The 19,022-nt window shown below is 53.0% G+C and carries 17 protein-coding genes; 7 read left to right on the plus strand and 10 right to left on the minus strand.

The window, feature by feature from the left end:
• Positions 1 to 50: 50 nt before the first annotated feature.
• From HNV11_RS05935 to HNV11_RS05960, 6 genes are all read left to right on the plus strand, one after another.
• Positions 51 to 650 (plus strand): YceI family protein, encoded by a 600-nt coding sequence (locus HNV11_RS05935; protein WP_171738795.1) that lies wholly within the window; start codon positions 51 to 53, stop codon positions 648 to 650.
• Between the two features lie 78 nt (positions 651 to 728).
• On the plus strand, positions 729 to 1,697 hold the full coding sequence (locus tag HNV11_RS05940) for a sugar phosphate isomerase/epimerase family protein (RefSeq protein ID WP_171738796.1): 969 nt from the start codon (positions 729 to 731) through the stop codon (positions 1,695 to 1,697).
• Between the two features lie 267 nt (positions 1,698 to 1,964).
• Positions 1,965 to 3,113 carry a sialidase family protein gene (locus HNV11_RS05945; RefSeq protein WP_171738797.1) on the plus strand — a complete coding sequence of 383 codons (1,149 nt, stop codon included), beginning with the start codon at positions 1,965 to 1,967 and terminating at the stop codon, positions 3,111 to 3,113.
• Between the two features lie 18 nt (positions 3,114 to 3,131).
• A complete protein-coding gene (locus tag HNV11_RS05950; protein WP_171738798.1) occupies positions 3,132 to 4,172 on the plus strand; it encodes a glycoside hydrolase family 43 protein in 1,041 nt (346 codons plus the stop codon).
• Between the two features lie 112 nt (positions 4,173 to 4,284).
• Positions 4,285 to 5,487, plus strand: a complete 1,203-nt coding sequence (locus tag HNV11_RS05955; RefSeq protein ID WP_171738799.1) for an aldose epimerase family protein — start codon at positions 4,285 to 4,287, stop codon at positions 5,485 to 5,487.
• Positions 5,488 to 5,577: 90 nt separating this feature from the next.
• The gene (locus tag HNV11_RS05960) at positions 5,578 to 6,732 is read left to right on the plus strand and encodes a cellulase family glycosylhydrolase (protein ID WP_171738800.1); all 1,155 of its coding nucleotides are present in this window, start codon (positions 5,578 to 5,580) and stop codon (positions 6,730 to 6,732) included.
• A gap of 173 nt (positions 6,733 to 6,905) precedes the next feature.
• Here HNV11_RS05960 and HNV11_RS05965 read toward each other — a convergent pair whose 3' ends face one another.
• The 6 genes from HNV11_RS05965 to HNV11_RS05990 form a co-directional block, all read right to left on the minus strand.
• The gene (locus HNV11_RS05965; RefSeq protein ID WP_171738801.1) at positions 6,906 to 7,451 is read right to left on the minus strand and encodes a DUF2911 domain-containing protein; all 546 of its coding nucleotides are present in this window, start codon (positions 7,449 to 7,451) and stop codon (positions 6,906 to 6,908) included.
• Between the two features lie 226 nt (positions 7,452 to 7,677).
• Complete coding sequence (locus tag HNV11_RS05970) at positions 7,678 to 10,263, minus strand: penicillin-binding protein 1A (RefSeq protein WP_171742076.1); 2,586 nt, start codon at positions 10,261 to 10,263, stop codon at positions 7,678 to 7,680.
• Positions 10,264 to 10,533: 270 nt separating this feature from the next.
• On the minus strand, positions 10,534 to 11,061 hold the full coding sequence (msrB, locus tag HNV11_RS05975; protein WP_171738802.1) for a peptide-methionine (R)-S-oxide reductase MsrB: 528 nt from the start codon (positions 11,059 to 11,061) through the stop codon (positions 10,534 to 10,536).
• Positions 11,062 to 11,195: 134 nt separating this feature from the next.
• Positions 11,196 to 11,975, minus strand: a complete 780-nt coding sequence (locus HNV11_RS05980; protein ID WP_317168075.1) for an anti-sigma factor — start codon at positions 11,973 to 11,975, stop codon at positions 11,196 to 11,198.
• Between the two features lie 29 nt (positions 11,976 to 12,004).
• Positions 12,005 to 12,565, minus strand: coding sequence for an RNA polymerase sigma factor (locus HNV11_RS05985; protein WP_171738804.1), 561 nt, complete (start codon positions 12,563 to 12,565; stop codon positions 12,005 to 12,007).
• Between the two features lie 200 nt (positions 12,566 to 12,765).
• Entirely contained in the window at positions 12,766 to 13,752 is a 987-nt protein-coding gene (locus HNV11_RS05990) for a fasciclin domain-containing protein (protein ID WP_171738805.1), read from the minus strand.
• Between the two features lie 136 nt (positions 13,753 to 13,888).
• Between HNV11_RS05990 and amaB the strand changes: the two genes are divergently transcribed.
• Entirely contained in the window at positions 13,889 to 15,412 is a 1,524-nt protein-coding gene (gene amaB, locus HNV11_RS05995) for an L-piperidine-6-carboxylate dehydrogenase (RefSeq protein ID WP_171738806.1), read from the plus strand.
• Positions 15,413 to 15,463: 51 nt separating this feature from the next.
• Here amaB and HNV11_RS06000 read toward each other — a convergent pair whose 3' ends face one another.
• The 4 genes from HNV11_RS06000 to HNV11_RS06015 form a co-directional block, all read right to left on the minus strand.
• Positions 15,464 to 16,501: an aldose 1-epimerase gene (locus HNV11_RS06000; protein WP_171738807.1), complete on the minus strand. Its 1,038-nt coding sequence runs from the start codon at positions 16,499 to 16,501 to the stop codon at positions 15,464 to 15,466.
• Positions 16,502 to 16,583: 82 nt separating this feature from the next.
• Positions 16,584 to 17,369 (minus strand): TIGR02757 family protein, encoded by a 786-nt coding sequence (locus HNV11_RS06005; RefSeq protein WP_394353874.1) that lies wholly within the window; start codon positions 17,367 to 17,369, stop codon positions 16,584 to 16,586.
• A complete protein-coding gene (locus tag HNV11_RS06010) occupies positions 17,366 to 17,584 on the minus strand; it encodes a hypothetical protein (RefSeq protein WP_171738808.1) in 219 nt (72 codons plus the stop codon). The genes HNV11_RS06005 and HNV11_RS06010 overlap by 4 nt, the downstream gene beginning before the upstream one ends.
• Positions 17,585 to 17,614: 30 nt before the next feature.
• Positions 17,615 to 18,787, minus strand: a complete 1,173-nt coding sequence (locus tag HNV11_RS06015) for a LysM peptidoglycan-binding domain-containing protein (protein ID WP_171738809.1) — start codon at positions 18,785 to 18,787, stop codon at positions 17,615 to 17,617.
• Between the last annotated feature and the right edge of the window lie 235 nt (positions 18,788 to 19,022).

Here is a 19,022-nt window from a genome sequence, read left to right on the forward strand (position 1 = left end):
GCCCAATTTAAATCAGTTGTCCAATTCTCATCCAGTTAACTTTTAAACGCATGAAAGCATTCGTATTTTCCGTAGCTGCCTTGTTTGCTGTGTCAACAGCCTACGCCCAAACCGCCTGGACGGTTGATAAAGCCCACGCCAAAGTTGGCTTTACCGTAACCCACCTGATGCTGACGGAGGTAGACGGAAATTTCAAAAACTACGACGCTAAAATTACGTCGGCCAAGCCTGATCTGTCGGATGCGGTTATCGAATTGACTGCTGATATCAACAGCATCAATACGGATAACGAACGGCGCGACGGCCACCTGAAAAGCCCAGATTTTTTCGATGCAGCCAAATACCCGACCTTAACGTTCAAAAGCACGTCGTTCCAGAAAGTAGAAGGCAAAAAGTATAAACTGGTCGGAGATCTGACCATGCACGGCGTTACCAAGCCTGTTACGCTGGATGCCGTACTGGTCGGTCCGGTTACGATGGAGAACCCCCGGGGTAAGCAGGAAAAAGCCGGTTTGAAAATCAGCGGTACCATCAAGCGCTCTGATTTTGGGGTCGGCTCTTCGTCAACGGCCGTTGTCAGCGATGAAGTCGAACTGAAGGCGGCTGGTGAGTTTGCTAAACAGACTGCCGCTGTCGCTGAAAGTAAATAAAGCGCATTTACACCGCAGGTTGTGTTAGTACGACCTGCGGTGTTTGCTTTTCTGGCCTTCCTCTATTTCTCTCATCCTATGACCTCAAGAAGACACTTCCTGCGCAACGCGGGCGGCCTGACCCTTAGTGCCTTGGCGCTGCCTTCGCTGCTGCAGGCCCGCAATCCGTTTGCATCGGCCGCAACGCCCCCAATCGGTATTCAGTTGTTTACCCTGTTCCGGGCGATGAACGAGGACCCAAAGGGAACACTCGAAAAAGTAGCCGCCGTTGGCTATAAAGAAATTGAATCGGCATTCAGTACACGGGGTGGCTATTATGGATATTCGGCGAAAGAGTTTAAATCACTCGTGTCCGGACTGGGCATGACCTGGCGGGCTCACCATGCGGGTGGAGCGCCGTTTCGCCCCCGACCAATGCCGGCAGCACCTGCCGGTGCATCGACTCCGCCCGCCGGAGCAGCCCCGGCTCGGCCCTCAATGGATTTCTCGAAGATGCCGCCCATGCTGAACCTGCGCGACAACTACCAGCAACTGGTGGACGAAGCGGCCGAAGGAGGACTTTCGTATCTGGTCTGCGCCAGTACACCCGTAGCCACGCTGGACGAGATTCAGAAGTCGATTGAGGTGTTTCAGAAAACGGGCGAAGCGGCTAAAAAAGCAGGGATCGGCTTTGCCTACCACAATCACTCGACCGAGTTTGATCCGGTTGAAGGCGGCAAGACGCCGTATGAGCTGATCCTGTCGCAGACCGACAAGGAACTGGTGAAGATGGAATTAGACCTGGCCTGGGCCGTTAAGGCAGGTAAAGATCCCGTCGCTCTGTTCAACGAGCAGCCGGGCCGTTTCCCGCTCTGGCACGTCAAGGATATCAAGGCGGATAAGAACACAATCACCGAAGTGGGCAATGGTGTCGTCGACTTCAAACAAGCCTTCGCAGCCGCTAAAACGGCTGGCTTACGATACTTTTTTGTCGAGCAGGATATGGCCGCCGACCCAATTGCGAGCATCACCACGAGCTACAATCATCTCAAGAAATTACTGGCCTGATGGGCTTGTAATCAGTTAAACTCTTTAACTCATCTGTCCGCGCTGGCTTCGACGAAATTCTTCTATCTACACCGCTGCGAATTGCTGACAATTCAGTTCGCTTTTAATCGGGTTAGTGCCCTGATTCGTTATGAGTCAGGGCACTTTTGTTTTCGGGATGTTCCATAAATCAACGGGCCGGAATGCCCAGTGCCGGTTTATTTTAGATCAATCGAGTGATAAAAAGTGGTGGTTAGTTCTTTTAGGAGAAGATTCCTTTTCCTGTTCATGAACCCGTCCAAAATCTACTCCGGGGCTTTTGCTTGTTTGGTGCTGCTATTCTGCGGTATGATTGAGCGAACCCAAACCGACGACCCACAGCTCTTATCGCAGCGCCGGGCCTATTACCCACGGGTCATTCGACTGATGCCTGATCGGGAAGCGGGCCGGAATAACAGAAGCCCGCTTCTCGCATCCTTCGACTCCGAAAACCAAACGGCGGTTTTTCACCGCAGTCTCGACGACGGACAAAGCTGGGAACCGCTCGCTACCCTACGCGACTCGACGCCACCCGCTATCTGCTGTAGTGGTCTATATGAAGTTCCGCAGACGATTGGTTCGACTAAAGCTGGTACTCTGTTCTGGACGACATCGGTAGGAAAAGGCCGCGACCCGCGTACCGCAACGGCCATGCGGCTTTACCAGAGCCTTGACCAGGGAACGACGTGGTCTTACGTCACGACCCCCGTCCAGGGGAATATTGGCTTATGGGAGGCTGAATTCGCCATTGATAAGCAGGGGCAACTGGCCATGTATTATTCGACAGAGGAGCATCGGAACGAGGGGTTTAACCAGCTTCTGGCTCATAAGCTGTCCACCGATGGCGGAAAAACCTGGGGCGAAGAGGTTCGGGACGTAGCCATTCCGGATCGACCAGACAAAAAGATGCGGCCGGGCATGGCCATTGTCCGGCGGCTACCTGCCGGACGTTACGTAATGGTCTACGAAATCTGCGGCATGGGCTGCGACGTTTTCATTCGGTTTTCGGAAGATGGCGTAAACTGGGGTAATGCATCTGACCCCGGCACGCGCATTGAATCGACGAAAAATCACCATTTTGCCCATGCGCCTTCGTTTACGGTCTTACCCGACGGCCAGTTACTGGTGGTGGGGCAGATGCTTATGGATGCAGCTCAGCACCCCGTCGCGGATAACGGTAGAGTGCTTCTGCTGAGTCGGCCGGGTGGCACGGGCCCATGGACAGAAGTGCCCGCGCCTGTACCTGTTCCAACGGCTTTCGACAATCCCTGTCCAAACTATTCTTCGCAGTTGCTTCCCTCGGCGGATGGAAAGCGGCTGCTCGAAATTGCACTCCGTTACGATGGTGATGTTTGCCGGGCGTATTACCGCACCGTCGCTATGCCAATAAGTCATTAACCAATATCTGTTTCGACCATGAAGCTCTTTCATTCTCTAACCCTACTTCTGCTGATGCTGGCGGGGCCGTTACTGGCCCAGCGTACGTTTACCAACCCAATCAAATCATCGGGGCCCGACCCCTGGGTACTGCAGAAAGATGGCTGGTATTACTACATGAATACCACCGGCCGGAACCTGACGCTCTGGCGAACCCGCAACATGGCCGATCTGGCCACTGCCGAAAGCAAAGAGATTTATACACCCCCGGCCGGGCAACCGTATTCGAAAGAGTTATGGGCTCCCGAAATTCACTCGTTCGATGGAAAGTGGTACGTGTATTTTTCGGCCGATTCGCTCAATAATCTCAGCCATCGGGTCTGGGTCATCGAAAATACGTCGGCCGATCCCATGCAGGGCGAGTGGACTATGAAAGGCAAAATCGGCGATAAGGCCGATCACTGGGAGATCGACATGTCGGTGATGGATTACAACGGTCAGTTGTATGCCGCCTGGTCGGGCTGGGAGGGACCCACCAATGGTCGACAGGACATTTATATCGCCAGGCTGAAAAACCCGTGGACAATCGACGGCGACCGCGTCAAGATTTCGCAGCCCGACCAACCGTGGGAGCAGCACGGCGACGTACCACAGGCGTGGCAAAAAAACGGCGAGGTGCCAAAAATTTACGTAAATGAAGGACCGGAATTCCTGCGGCACGACGACAAATTGTTTATCGTCTATTCAGCCAATGCCTGCTGGCTCGATTACTGTCTCGGATTGCTGACTTATAACGGCACCGGCGGTTTGACCGATCCCAGAAGCTGGACGAAAAGTCCGGCGCCGGTCTTTGTTCAGGCGCCCGAAAATGGGGTCTGGGCACCCGGCCACGGTGGTTTCTTCCGGTCGGCGGATGACAAGCAGGACTGGATGATTTACCACGCCAATCCGTCGGCTTCGGATGGGTGTGGTAATAAGCGTGCTCCGCACATCCAACCGTTTACGTGGAATGCCGATGGATCACCCAACTTTGGCAAACCCATGCCGAAAACGGCGATGCCTGTTCCCAGTGGCGATTAATGCCGTTCTGGCAACATTGGATTACGGTAGAAACAACCCGGTAGACCCTTATTTTCGCAAATTGACTCGTCGTGCAGCGGTTGTCTGTACGCATTTTATCTCCCAATTACGAATGAAGAAGTTTATTGTTCCAGCGTTCCTGGCCGCTTTTGTGGGTGTTTACGGCTGTCAGACGAATAAAAACGAACAGGAAGCCAAGGACTCAATCGCCGTTGCGACGGGCGACACAAGCGCAATAGTTGACGTAAAACTCCCCGACCCGGAGGACTTCCAGGCTGAGATCAACGGCAAAAAAGTAGGTCTCTACTTTCTGAAAGGTTCGGGGATGGAAGTCGCCATTACGAATTACGGAGCCCGGATCGTAGGCTTGCTGGTGCCTGACAAAATGGGGCGTCGGACCGACGTAGCACCGGGTTTTGCTAGTCTCAGCGCCTATCAGAAAGCCAATGAACCTTTCTATGGCCCCATTGTCGGGCGTTTTGGTAACCGGATTGCGAAAGGGAAATTTACGCTCGATGGCAAGACCTACCAGACGGAACTGAACAACAACGGCAATACACTGCACAGCGGACCGAGCGGCTTTCATACGCGGGTGTGGGACGTTAAGCGGGCTAACGACAAGACTATTGAGCTAACCTATGTCTCGAAAGACGGGGAAGGCGGCTTTCCCGGTACGGTAACGACGAACATAACCTATTCTCTTACGGATGATAATGGTCTGAAGATTACGTATTCAGCTACCACCGACAAGGCAACGCCATATAACCCGACGAGTCACGGATTCTTCAACCTCAATGGCGAAGGAAGCGGTACGGTTAATAACCACATCCTGACAATTAATGCCGATCGCTATTCGGTGGTGGATAAGGGGCTGATACCGCAGGGTGAACCTGCTTCGGTGGCCGGAACGCCATTCGATTTCCGGAAACCAACGACCATTGGCGCCCGTATCAACGAGAAAAATGAACAGCTCAGCTTCGGCGGAGGCTATGATCACAACTGGATACTCAACCGAAGCGGAGGAGCCGGTTCTTCGGCTGGCATGACAAAAGCGGCTGAAATCATCGGCGATCAGTCGGGAATCAAAATGGAAGTGCTGACCACCGAACCCGCTATCCAGTTCTACAGTGGCAATTTTTTTAAAGGTAATGACATAGGCAAGTACGGCAAAGCCACGAATTTTCAGGAGGCCTTCGCCCTCGAAACGCAGCATTATCCCGACTCGCCTAATCACCCGACCTACCCGAACACAATCCTGAGACCTGGCCAAACCTACCACCAGACAACCGAGTACCGGTTTTCGGCTCAGAGATAACTTTTCTGAGTTTAACAGGCCGCAGGAAGGCCTAATTCGGTAGAGTATTTTCTTTTGTCTGTGAGTGGACTTTCAGCAACCTTATTCCGTATGAAGCAATTCTTAGTTTTCGCTCTTCTTTTAATCACTATCCTCGCCTTCGGGCAAACCAGAACCACGGGTTCAATGAACCGCTGGTCGGCGGAAAAAGCCAACGCCTGGTATGCCAAAGAGCCGTTTCTGGTTGGTGCCAACTACGCGCCAGCCAACGCTATTAATGAGCTGGAAATGTTTCAGGCCGATACGTTTGACCCCGCCCTGATTGACAAGGAACTGGCCATGGCCGAAGGCCTCGGTATGAATACCATGCGTGTTTTCCTGCACGATCTGCTGTGGCAGGATGCCGAAGGGTTCAAAAAACGGCTGGATCAGTTCCTGAGCATCTGCGCCAAACACAAAATTCGCCCGATGCTGGTGCTGTTCGATTCCTGCTGGGACCCGTATCCGAAACTGGGTAAGCAGCACGAACCCGTTCCGGGTATTCACAACTCGGGCTGGATGCAGAGTCCCGGTGCCGACGCGCTCTCGGATGTATCGCAGTATCCCCGGCTGGAGGCTTACGTAAAAGGGGTGGTGGGCGCGTTTAAAAACGACCGGCGTATTCTGGCCTGGGATCTCTGGAATGAACCCGACAACGCAAACGACAATAGCTACGGCCAGAACCACACTATCAAAACCGAATTACCCAAAGAGCGTAAAATAGCCATCATCACTAACCTGCTGCCGCAGGTATTCCAGTGGGTTCGGGCAGCCGGGGCATCCCAGCCGCTGACTTCGGGTGTCTGGATTTACCGAGGACCCGAAGACTGGGCAAATTCGGCCAAATGGTCGCCTATGGAGAAAGTGCAATTCGACAACTCAGACATCATAACCTTTCACCAGTACTCGAACCCCGCCGAACTAGAGAAAATTATTCCGGTTCTGCAGAAAATGGGGCGCCCCGTGATCTGCACGGAGTATATGGCGCGGGGCGTTAACAGTAAGTTTCAGACGCACCTGCCCATTGCCAAACAGGCGAAAGTTGGGATGATTAACTGGGGTTTCGTAGCGGGTAAAACCCAGACCTTCCTGCCGTGGGACAGCTGGCAGAAACCTTACGTTAGCGGACGTGAACCGGCTATCTGGTTTCATGAAGTATTCAAACAGGACGGCACCCCCGTTGACCCGGCCGAGGTGGCCGCTATCCGGCAGGCAACCGGCAAGTGAGGTGTTAGCAGGTTTATGGTTTCGCATTTGAATCGTCATCTGCTTGTTTCAGGCCCCCCGGCTATCTCAGGCAAATAGTTTTCTGTGAGAATGAAAAAAGGATGACCAACTCAGTTGTGAAAATTGGCCATCCTTTAAATATAAAGGGAATAGCAGCCAGTTGCTGCTCTATCTTACTTGATGGAAATCGGCACTTCAACCGTGTCCCATTTCAGCGTAACTCCTTTGTCGGTAACTTCATAAACGAGCCGCTCGTTCATGGAAGATTGTACTGGCTTGGCCGAAACTGTCAGAACATCATTGGCCGGGTCGCGATTGGCTTCACCTCCCCGTTTAATTCCCCACTGACCAGTCTGAGAATTAAATATAAATTTCCACTCATTCTCATCAGGAATGGCAAACAAACTGTACTTGCCGGCCGGTAAGGACTTCCCTTCGATCTTGATCTCTTTATCGGTTTCGAAAAGAGTAGCCTCATTGGCACCGGCCCGCCAGACTTTACCGTAAGGCGCCAGATTTCCGCTGGAGTCCCAGACTTTTCTTCCTTTTACGGAGGGACTTGAATAGTTAACAGTGATAGTGGCCCCGTTAATTTTTCCACTCGCCGTTGCCGGAGGGCTGGGCCGACTTGCTTTGTCGCCCTGGGCCCAGCCTGACAGGTTAACCAGAAAACTGGCCAAAAGCAGGATCATTATTCGGTAAGCTACTGCATGGTTCATGAGTTCTATGCGTTTAGATCTGACTAAATGAAGATAAAACTATGTGTTATTATCAATGATAGCTCGGTTTAGATTTTAATCGAGTCTGTTTTAAATGTACGTCGTTTTTACATACGTTGTCAAATTCATTGACTGATCAGAAGGAGAAGTTTAGATGCAGTTGTAAAAGCAATGGTCTGTTTATAACGCAATGAGGGCTGATAAATCGTTATCAGCCCTCATTGCGTTACTGCGTATTTGTGGTGTCCGGCGGAGGCAGTGCGTCCGGGGGCGGTATCACCGGTATAAACGTCGAATCTCCCAGTTCATCTGACGTATCGGTGGAGTCTGACTCATCCGACTCTTCGTTATAATCATAGCCACAATTCATGTAATCTTTTGTAATCGAGATCTTAGGCTTTGGAAATGGTCCCTGCAGGTTTTTAAACTTCGGGTCGGCATAGACCTTTTCCAGGAACCGGCCAACCAGTGGTAAAGCCGTTTTTGCGCCTTCGCCAAGGTCTGTTGAGCGGAAGTGGATACTCCGGTCGTCGCCCCCAACCCAGGCGCCAACCACCAGGTTATTTGACAGCCCAACAAACCAGCCATCGGAGTTATTTGATGTAGTACCGGTTTTGCCGCCCATTTCGTGGCCATTTTTCCATAAACTAAATGACCACAGGTTCTGCGACGTACCGCCCGGCTCCTGTAAACCGCCCTGGAGCATGTAACGCATCAAAAATGCTGTTTCCGGATTTATGGCCTGTTTACGTTTCGGCGAAAATGTCTGAATCTCTTTCCCATCCCGGTCTTCGATACGCTGTACGATAATCGGCTCGATCGCTTCACCCTCGTTGACAAATGTACAGTAAGCGCCTACCAGCTCATATAACGACACATCCGACGAGCCAAGCCCGATAGAAGGTACGGCATCCAGGCGGCTTCTGATACCCATTCGATGTGCATATTCGGCTACCCGCTCCGGCGTTACACGATCGGTTAGCTGGGCCGTAATGGAGTTCACTGAGCGGGCCAATGCCCGGCGCAGAGTCATGTTGGAATACGAATAGTAGCCGGTTGAGTTGCGGGGCTCCCACACTTTTTCTTCACCATTTTCGCGATACGATTTGCGGAAGGGGCGGTCCTGAATCCGGTCGCAGGGGCTCATATTCACCAGTGTGTCATCAATGGCCGCGGTGTACACAAACGGTTTGAACGTGGAGCCCGGCTGCCGCCGACCTTGTTTTACGTGGTCATATTTAAAATAATCGTAGTCCAGTCCGCCAACCCACGCCCGGATGTAGCCGGTATGGGGGTCCATCGCCACCATGCCCGACTGCAAAAAGTGCTTATAGTAGGCAATCGAATCATAGGGTGTCATTTCGGTCGAATCGTATCCGCGCTTGCTGTCCCAGCTAAAGACCCGCATCTTGTACTTCTTGTTCTTCATGTAATACATGATCGAATCCGGGTACAGCGGCAGAAACCGTTTGCTAAGAGTTTTGTAGCGTTCGGTCCGGCGGGCTACGGAATCAATAAAGCCCGGCAGTTCGTCACCGTTCTCATCGGTCCAGGGGTTACGGCCCCGCCAGTGGTTATCGAACGTATGCTGCAACTGTTTCATTTTCTCGGCGGTCGCTTCCTCGGCATAGTTCTGCATCCGCGAGTCAATGGTCGTAACAATGTGCAGACCATCCGTGTAGAGGTCGTAGCCGTTCTCTTCGCCCCATTTTTTCACAAAATCCTGCACAGCATTTTTGAGGTAGCTGGCCGGGCCGGAGTATGGATTTTCCGGCGTATACTCCGTAACCAGCGGCAGAGCACTGATCGAGTCAGCCTGGGCCTGGGTCAGAAAGTTGTACTTCGCCATCTGGTTGAGCACTACATTCCGCCGTTCTTGTGAGCGTTTGGGGTTTTTAAGCGGGTTGTAAGCCGTCGTCGCTTTCTGTAAACCGACCAGAACGGCTCCTTCCTGCACGTTCAGGCTATCGGGATCTTTGTTGAAAAACGTGCGGGCCGCCGTTTTAAGACCGAATGAGTTGCTGCCGAAATCAACCGTATTAAAGTAATACGTCAGAATTTCCTGTTTTGTAAAGTTGCGCTCCAGCTTCAGCGCCATCAGCCATTCTTTGGATTTATAAATAATTGCGCGGATGCCCGGAATGCGAGTCAGGAAGCCCTTGTTCTGTTTACGTCGGGTTTTGAACAGGTTCTTGGCCAGCTGTTGGGTAATGGTTGAACCACCGCCGTCGCTACCCAGGTTAACCACCGCCCGGCCAATCGCGCGCGGGTCAATACCCCCATGATTGAAAAAGCGTATGTCTTCAGTAGCAATCAGGGCGTTGATCAGCGGTTCTGGAATATTCTCAAACTTGATGGGCGTCCGGTTTTCGGCGTAAAACTTTCCGATCATTACCCCGTCCTGGGAATAAATCTCGGAGGCCTGATTCAGCTTAGGATTTCGCAGCTCCTCCACGCTGGGCATGGCACCCGTGAGGTACAGGAAATTGTAGTTCAGGATGAATACGTAAATGCCCAGTGCGAGAGCACCGTAAAGCGCAGCTTTGAGGCCGCCTTTCAAATACGGATAATACCAGGAATCAGGATCAATATACTGATGGACTGTTGAGCGAAGCCGGTCGCGGAATGCGCGGTAGGCAGCCGTCCAGGAACTGACTCGTTCTTCACCAGCTACTCGAACTGTCTGCCGGTAGATTTGTCGGCCAACCCCGCGTTTTACGTTGCCAAGCTGCGCCCGGCGTTGTCGAACTCGTCGCCGAAACGCTCCAAAAGCGTGCCGGACGGCGCGGAATCGCCCCCTATATTCATTCATGCGTTTACTGTCGGTAAGTTTCTGGTTTCTGATGTAGGCGTCGCCCTGGTAGAGCTTGTTAGGCTCAGGTTGGCCGACCATCCTATTCTAATCAAGCATCAGTATGCCGGGCGTCAAATATAACGCATTTTCGCCCGATCTAATACACCAAAACCGGGCCGCAAAAGTAGCCCGGATAGGTAATACAAATAAGAGAACAGCCAAAATCTGGCCTGTGAGTGAATGAGTTGCTGGTTTTAAATACTACGCGCTGGCGGTTTTTACGAATTCTTATTTCTTCTCAAAAGTCATGGCTACACCGTTCATACAGTAGCGAAGGCCTGTCGGCTTGGGGCCGTCGTCAAAAACGTGTCCCAGGTGACCGCCACAAACATTGCATAAAACTTCAGTGCGGACCATACCGTAAGCCTTATCGGTCGTTTCCCGAACGGCATTTTTGGCAATGGGTTTATAAAAACTTGGCCAGCCTGTACCGGAATCAAACTTGGTATCCGATGAAAAAAGAGGATTGTGGCAGCCCGCACAATAGAAGGTGCCATGCTCATGAACCTCATTCAAAGGACTCGTAAAAGCCCTTTCCGTACCATGTTCGCGCAAAACGGCGTACTGATCTGGTGTCAAAGTTTTCTTCCATTCAGCATTTGTTTTAACTACCCGCCGACCGCCCGGTGGCTTCTCGTCGGTAGTTTGCGCAGTCTGGGCAACGGTCTGATCAGATGCGGTGGATTGACAGGCACTTAGGAACGCAAAACCCGATAATAACCAGGTTGGAAATAATAAAAGCAGGTAATGTTTCATAAAATGTTGAGTTAAGCACGGAACAACCAGCCATTTCTTTTCAGATAAGCTTTGTAAATGAAATTTGTTGTTCCTCGGGTAGTGCCGTTCATTCACACACTACTTATAAAGAACAGTAAATTCAGGCGCATCGTTCAGGCGTTCACCGGCGTCATTGCCAGCAGCGTGGAGAGCGTTGGGGTAGGGCTGCCTCCGCGTTTTTCGACCGTTACAGCAAAGGCATCGGCTTGGCCAATCGGCCGGCGTAATTGCTGGACAATTTTATCGGCGCTGTTCGCGTCAAAAACACCGGCGTCAATTGGCTTGCCATCTACCAGTGACCAGAGCTGATACTGCTGGTCCGGCGGCAGGGCAGGTAAGGAGCGAACCTCAACCGCGACCTGCCGGGTCCGGGGGTTCCAGAACACAATTAGATCGCCTTTAGGGGCTTTGTCATTCCCCCGTAGCTCCAATGTTCGCAAACCTGGCTGTCGGAGCAGCGCCAGGGTCTGGTCACTCTGGGTTTGTCGGTCCCGCAGCTGACGAATTTCGGTCTGCAGCGAACTATTGCTTGTGCGCAGAGCCGTTAACGTTTCCTGATTCGAGCGAAGCTGGGAGAGCAGAAAGAACGAGAAGATAAGCATAAGTAACCCAACCGAAGCCGCTACGATCCAGGTGACCCGGTAAGTAGGACCGGAAGGACGCTCAACCGGCATTGGCCGAATAATAGGCTCACTACGCTTCTCGAACGTAACCTGGGCCATTATTTTCTGCTTCAAATCGGCTGGTGGTTCTACGCTATGCAGCAGGGCATAATTCTCCATGGCCAGACTAAGCTGGTCCATCTCCTGCCGGATTTCGGGGTAAATAGCTGATAAGCAATCAACCTCCCGTCGCTCCTGGTCGCTGACGGCGCCCATAACGTAGGATTCCAAGATGCCGGAAGCTATATACTCCGTAACATTCATGATTTAAATAACTGCTTTAGTTCCTGTAATGCAGCCCGAATCCGGGTCTTAACCGTTCCGAGCGGTAAATTCAGTTTATCAGCGGCTTCTTCGTGGGTATATCCCCCGAAGTAGACCAGGTCAATTAACTGTTTACGTTCAGGCCGCAACTGGTTCACCACTTCCTGGACGCCGATGTAATCGGAGTTGGGTTGCTCGGTGTGATGCTGACGGTCGACAATATGTACGTTGTCTTCGTCGGTTCGGATTGCGTTAGATGAAGAAGGCTGTGTCTTTTGGGCCCGTAGCGCATCAATGGCGGTGTTGCGGGCAACGTTTAACATCCACGTAAACAGCCGGCCTTTGCTGGCATCATAGCTATCTAAATTCTTCCAGATTTTAACGAAGATATCCTGCACCAGATCCTGGGCGTGCTCTTCATCGCGCACGATACGCAGCACTACGCCGTAGAGGGCAGGCGAATATTGATCGTACAGCCAATGGAAAGCCTGCTCATCGCGCTGGGTAAGCTTTTCGATCAGAATGCTCTCCGATACTAAAGATGACTGACGTTTCACACGTATGTAATTAAGTGGCCAAATATAAGAGAAAATTGAAATAACGAACGGTTGGCTGGTTGCTTAGGCTTTGGGGAAATAAGTTGGATGAAACGTTTTGTGGCTTGGTTGCCAGACAATACATATTCGGCAGAGTAATCAGGCCGCAAACAACTGCAACCTGACTGCTCTGCCGAATAGCTGTTGACTAACTGATTGAATTAACGGAAAGCGGTCATGCCCGCTTTGGACATCAAGACCGCATCAATACCGTAAAAAACACCATTCGACTGAGGAGTGGCATTGGCATCAACGGAAGCCGTATGACCCTGTTCATCGGTCAGCGTGACGCGGCCGTTCGAGCCAAGCTTCGCCGTGAGCGTTCCGCCGGCGGTGGTTTGTAGCTGAGCGCTACCTCCCCCTGTTTTGATGCGTTGGGTAAGCTCATCCATACTCATTGCTCCCTGCACCACGTGGTAGGATAACAGTTGTTTGAGGGCGTCCCGGTTACGTCCTTCCAGTAAACCATTCTGCACATTAGCCGGTAATTTCTTGAAGGCGCTGTTCGATGGCGCAAACAAGGTATAAGGCCCGGAGCCTTTCAGCATGTCGAACAGGTCAGCCGACTGGAGGGCGTTCTGCAACGTAATGAAGTTGGGAGAAGACGAAACAAAGTCACCGACGCTGGTGTTGCGGGCGGTACTACCCACCTCGACGGCGGGTGTGGCATTCGCGCGGGGTGCACCGGTAATGGCTTCGGCCGTACCAGTCTTTGTCGCTCCGCTGTTCTGCTGGCGGCTGGCATTGTCTTTTGGCTCGCTGCTCTGGTCGTTGGGGGGCGTAGCGTTCGGGTTGCTGCCGACACCCGTGGGAGCCGTGGTTACGTTATTGCTGTTATAATTCGTCGAATTGCTGTTGTTGATGCTCGTGCCGTTGCTCGATGAACTCTGGCGGTATTCGCCTTCCTGCCGGGTATTTGTCGTGGAATTCTGATTCTGCATACTGCGGTTATCACGGTTGCGCTGACGGTTAGTTGTACGTCCTCGCTGGCGGGACGAGCGCGATGCGGGCATTGAATCTGAAACAACGGCACCCTGAGGATACGTTGTTGGCGTAGCGGTGCCGGCAGGCGTAGTCTGGGCTTCAACAGAAGGGCTGAGTAGCGCAGCAACTAAAGCGAAAAGGCCGGTAGTTTGCTTGATTTTCATAACGTTGTGCTGGGTTTGAATCAGTAATGAATCCTATTCTCAACCGAATTCAGGGCGAAAAGTTTACGCTATAATGCCTGTTGTTTACCCATAGCCGGTAGATTTGCCAATCATTCAACAAACCCTTCCGTTGTTTATGCAGTCTATTCTTCCCCATCCTACTCAGCCTGTAAAACCCGGAACCAGTACTGGTCAGCAGTACTGGCAGTCTACGGAGAAAATCTTGGATTCCTATTCGCCTGCCGACGGGCAGCTCATTGCGCGGGTACACCCATCCACCCGCGCCGACTACGACCGCGTCATCGAAACGGCGCAGGCCGCTTTTCGCGAATGGCGGCTCGTGCCGGCTCCGCGCCGGGGCGAAATTGTTCGACAAATGGGCGACCAGTTTCGTCGGTACAAGCGCGAACTCGGCACGCTCGTCAGTTATGAGATGGGCAAAACGCTCCAGGAAGGTCTGGGCGAGGTTCAGGAAATCATCGACATCTGCGATTTTGCGGTGGGTCAGTCGCGGCAGTTGTATGGCCTTGCCATGCAGTCTGAACGACCCGCCCACCGGATGCTGGAGCAGTGGCATCCGCTCGGAGTTGTCGGGATTATTTCGGCGTTCAACTTTCCGGTAGCCGTCTGGTCGTGGAATGCCATGATCGCCTGGGTGTGCGGGGATGTGTGTGTCTGGAAACCATCCGAGAAAACCCCCCTGACGGCCCTGGCCTGTCAGCAGATTATTGGCGAAGTGCTGCGTAACAACGACGTACCCGAAGGCGTCTCCTGCCTCATTACGGGTGGCCGCGATGCAGGCGAGTGGCTGGCCCGTGATCCGCGCGTTGCGCTGGTGTCGGCAACGGGCAGCACCCGAATGGGTAAGGCCGTGGCCGAAGCCGTGGCGGGCCGTCTGGGGCGGAGTCTGCTGGAACTGGGCGGGAACAATGCAATCATTGTTTCTGAATATGCCGACCTGGACCTGGCTATCCCGGCGATTGTGTTCGGTGCCGTTGGTACGGCAGGACAGCGCTGCACGACAACCCGCCGGATCATTGTGCAGGAAAGTATTTACGAGGATGTGAAAAACCGGCTGAAAAACGCGTACACGCAGTTACGAATTGGTAATCCACTGGACGAGTCCTTCCACGTCGGACCGCTGATTGACCGGCAGGCGGTGAAGGACTACCAGACCGCTGTGCAGGAAATCCGAACTATGGGAGGGCGGTTTGTGGTTGAGCCGGGTTTGGTCGAAGGATTAGGATTTGAGTCGGGCTGTTACGTTCGGCCCTGTATTGCCGAAGCCGAGAACCACTGGCCAATTGTGCAGCGCGAAACGTTCGTGCCGATCCTGTATATGCTCCCATACAGCTCGTTAGACGATGCTATTGCGCAGCAGAATGGCGTCCCGCAGGGCTTATCCTCGGCAATCTTTACGTTAAATCTGCGCGAAGCCGAGTATTTTCTGGCGGTGACCGGCTCCGACTGCGGCATTGCCAACGTCAATATTGGTACGTCGGGGGCCGAGATTGGGGGTGCCTTCGGGGGCGAAAAAGAAACCGGCGGAGGCCGTGAGTCCGGTTCAGATGCCTGGAAAGCGTATATGCGCCGACAAACCAACACGATCAATTACGGCACCACAATGCCGCTGGCGCAGGGAATCTCATTCGAGTTGTAAATAAAACCAGGACACGAAGCCTGCCTGGCAGGCTTCGTGTCTGATTAAAGCCTAGTCAAGTCGGACCCACATCGATCCACTAAACGTTTCACCGGGGTTCAGCACAACCAGGCCCTCGCCATTATTGAGCGCATTGACGTTGGCCGTCTGGGGTTCAATCGCGATTCTGTCGCGCCGGGGTGGCGTATAGCAAACCAGATAATTGAGTTTACCCACACCGGTTTGCTGGCCCACGATCAGGCGGACGCCCGCTTTGGCGGATGACAGAACAGTTTCGGCAAAACGAATACCGGTTGAAGTTTCGCCCGTGGGTTCAATCTGGAACGGAGTGTCAATCTGGCGATCACGCAGACTGATGGTTTCGGCGGGTTCGGTCGGCTGGCGACCGTTCGGAATCATGTCGCCGTCTAGAATGATGGTTGTTCGCTGCGGCAGCGTCAGCATCAGGTCGTCTACGGGTTCGTCGTTCAGCGAAAAGTACGGATGCCAGCCAAAAGAAACGGGACAGCGGGTCGTGCCGATATTCAGGACTGAGTAAATAATCCGCAGGGCGCACAGCCGGTCGGCATTGGGGGCGCTACCGAGTTCCAGCCAGTCGGCGCGGGTTAATTCATAGGTTACCGTAAATGTAAAGGGAAACGGATAGCCTACTGTATCGCCGGTGTAATCATACCGGATGGTTAAACTGGCGTGATTAGGAGTAGTTTCCTGATTCACAACCGTAAACGGCTTGCCGTGCACGAAGCCATGCAGCGCATTATCACGGCTCACTTCGTTCATCTTAAGGGCGTAGGCTTCGCCCTCGAAGGTAAAAATGCCGTGACGAATCCGGCTCGCGAATGGAAACAGCAGCGCACTGGCGTATGATTCGTCGGCTACCAGCGCCTGGGGCGATTCAGGCGCATGGATCAGCGCATACAGATTTTTGCCTTTGCGTAGCACCAATCGGCGGATAATACCCCCGTACTCGGGAATTACGGTCAGGAACTCGCCTGTTCCGGGGTACTCAAGTATATACTCGGTTAGTGGTTCGCGCTCCGTAGCTAGCGGCAACGGGCCAAACGGCTCGGTAGTAATGGTAAATGGCATCGGCGTGTCGTTGATAAAGAACGTACGCCTAATAAATGCACTGGTTCGCGTTTTGTTTGGGCCATTCTATCAAAAACGCCACTCACATTTCGCCTTCTACGCCCAGACCGAACAGCGCAAAGTCATACCGGACGGGATCGGCCGGGTCAAATTGGCGGAGAACGCCAGTTAGTTCAAGCGCGGCTTTCCAGTCGGGCTGTGCAGATTTACCCACCTGACGAGTGAGTAAACCCAGCTTGCGGGCAACGCGGTTGACGTGAACATCAATGGGCATGACCAGTTGTGCTGGTTGCAGCCGTGTCCATAGCCCAAAGTCAACCCCCCGGTCGTCGCGCCGGACCATCCAGCGTAAAAACATCAGCAGCCGCTTGCAGGATGAGTTGCGGGCAGGGGTGGCGATATGCTTGCGGGTGCGGTCGGGGAAATACGGGTCGCAGCAAAACCGGTCGTGGAAGACAATCAGGGCCTGCTCAGCCGATGGGTGAGGAGTAGTCTCCGGCAAAAAAGCATCCTCCAGCGAGTCATTCTGCTGATAATACCGGTGAAAGAAATGCAGGAAGTAAAGCGCGTCGGTCGCGTTGAAGGTGCGGTGTTTGAACGCCAGAAACCGCTTCAGGTCCGTTTCCTGATGGTTACGTATAAAATCATACGGTGCACCGTCCATTAACTCAACCAGTTCACTAGCCTTCCTGAGAATAACTGGTCGCTGCCCCCAGGCCAGAACGGCAGCCCAGAACCCCATAATCTCAATGTCCTGTTTCTGGGTAAACCGATGGGGAATACTAATGGGATCACGTTCAATAAATGAAGGCCGATTGTATTGATCGGCCTTCGTATTGAGTATATCAGCAAGTTCGTCGTGCGTCAATGCGATTTCCCTCCGCTGACAACCCAGGCCATTGCCCGCGACACGCCCGAAAACAGGGCCAGCAGGCTCGACATGACAAATGTAAATACCGCAATAAACGGGTAAGCCAGTGTAAACATCACGCTGAACGTGACGTAGCCCGGGGAGGCTTTCATCTGTTTTTCCCGCTCCCGATTACGCCGGGCAATCCGTTCTTCTTTAGTCTCTTTTTCCATAACGCAGGTGATGAATCCGCTGGCTGCTAATTATTTAACAATGTAGCTTACTTCAGCCCGAAAACGTCGATCCTCCGGAGAAAGTTTCGCGAACGCCTGGGTTGATAGCTTAATCAGGATTTTATCGTTCACGCCCGTGTCTGGCAGCCGGCCAATCACTTTAACCCACAGACTCTGGTTGTTGAACTCATTCCGAACCTGGACCAGCGTGCCGATGGGGGCCGTGCGGTGGAGGGCGAGGTATTTACCCGATTCATCGGCCCCTTCGATCATCTCGGCCACGCCACTCGTAGCAATCCGTCGGCCGCGTGTTGGCATGGGGGCATCGTTACCCGGACGGGGCATCTCGACTTCAACCTCTTCCGCTTTTGGCGCGGCAGTCGGGCGGCTCTCAGTTTTGGCCGTACTGGATTCGTCGGGGCGCTTAGAGGTCGCAACCGGACGCGTTTCAGCCGGACGCGATTCAATGGTCCGTTCGGGTCGGGCTGGCTCTGGTTTTGAGCGCGCTTCGGCCGTTCGCGGGGGAGTTTCCGTACGTGACTCTGCTGACCGGGTTTCAGCGGGTCGTTCGGGCGCTGACGCTTTCGCTGTCACAGATGGCGACGACGTAGCGGGAACACGTACGACATAGGCTTTTTCACTGACAATCAACGCCTGACCAATCAGTACATTGTCGTTGCCAAGGCTGTTCCACCGGCGCAGGTCGGCCTGCGACACGCCATACCGAACGGCCAGGCTGTACAGAGTCTGCCCCGGCTCGACAATATGAATACCGGCCTTGGCAGGATCATCATTTTTTCGAGTTTCGGCATCAGCTTTTTTATCGGCGGCTTTTGACGAAACCACCGGGTTTGCATTATCTGCTTCTTTTACGTCGCGCTTCAGGGCTTTTTCTTCCTTTCGGATCGCCTTGTCAATCGCTTTGGCTTCTTTCCGGCTAAGGGCACCATCCGGAATGGGAATCCGCACGACATGATCGTAACGGACGGCATCGTCCAGGTCAGGATTGGCACTTCGGATGGCATCCACCGAGCTGCGGTAGCGACGGGCAATGGAATAAAGCGTCTGCCCCTGATCGACCCGATGAAGAATGAATCGTTTACCGTCTTTCTTCTCAACACCAACCGAATCGGCCACGGTATGGGCGTGGGCAATGCTGCCCATCAGCAGCGGCAGGACAAAGAGAGGGATGTACGTTTTCATGGGTTCTGATAACCGAAGGCGGTAGTGAACTCGGGAAAAAGAGTCTGATGTAAATGTAATGTAAAAATCCGGCCTACGTCAACTGAAAACGGCTTTTATCCTGGTTTCCATCTAACTTCGGCCTGAAAAATTACCGTATCGCAGCTGTTAAAAAAGCTTAAAAATGAACCGCCCGAACACAAGCAGTCGTTTGAAGTTTACAAAGACAGCCAATTACCGGTTGCTCATTAATCAA

The sequence above is a fragment of the Spirosoma taeanense genome (assembly GCF_013127955.1).
Taxonomy (GTDB): Bacteria; Bacteroidota; Bacteroidia; order Cytophagales; family Spirosomataceae; genus Spirosoma; species Spirosoma taeanense.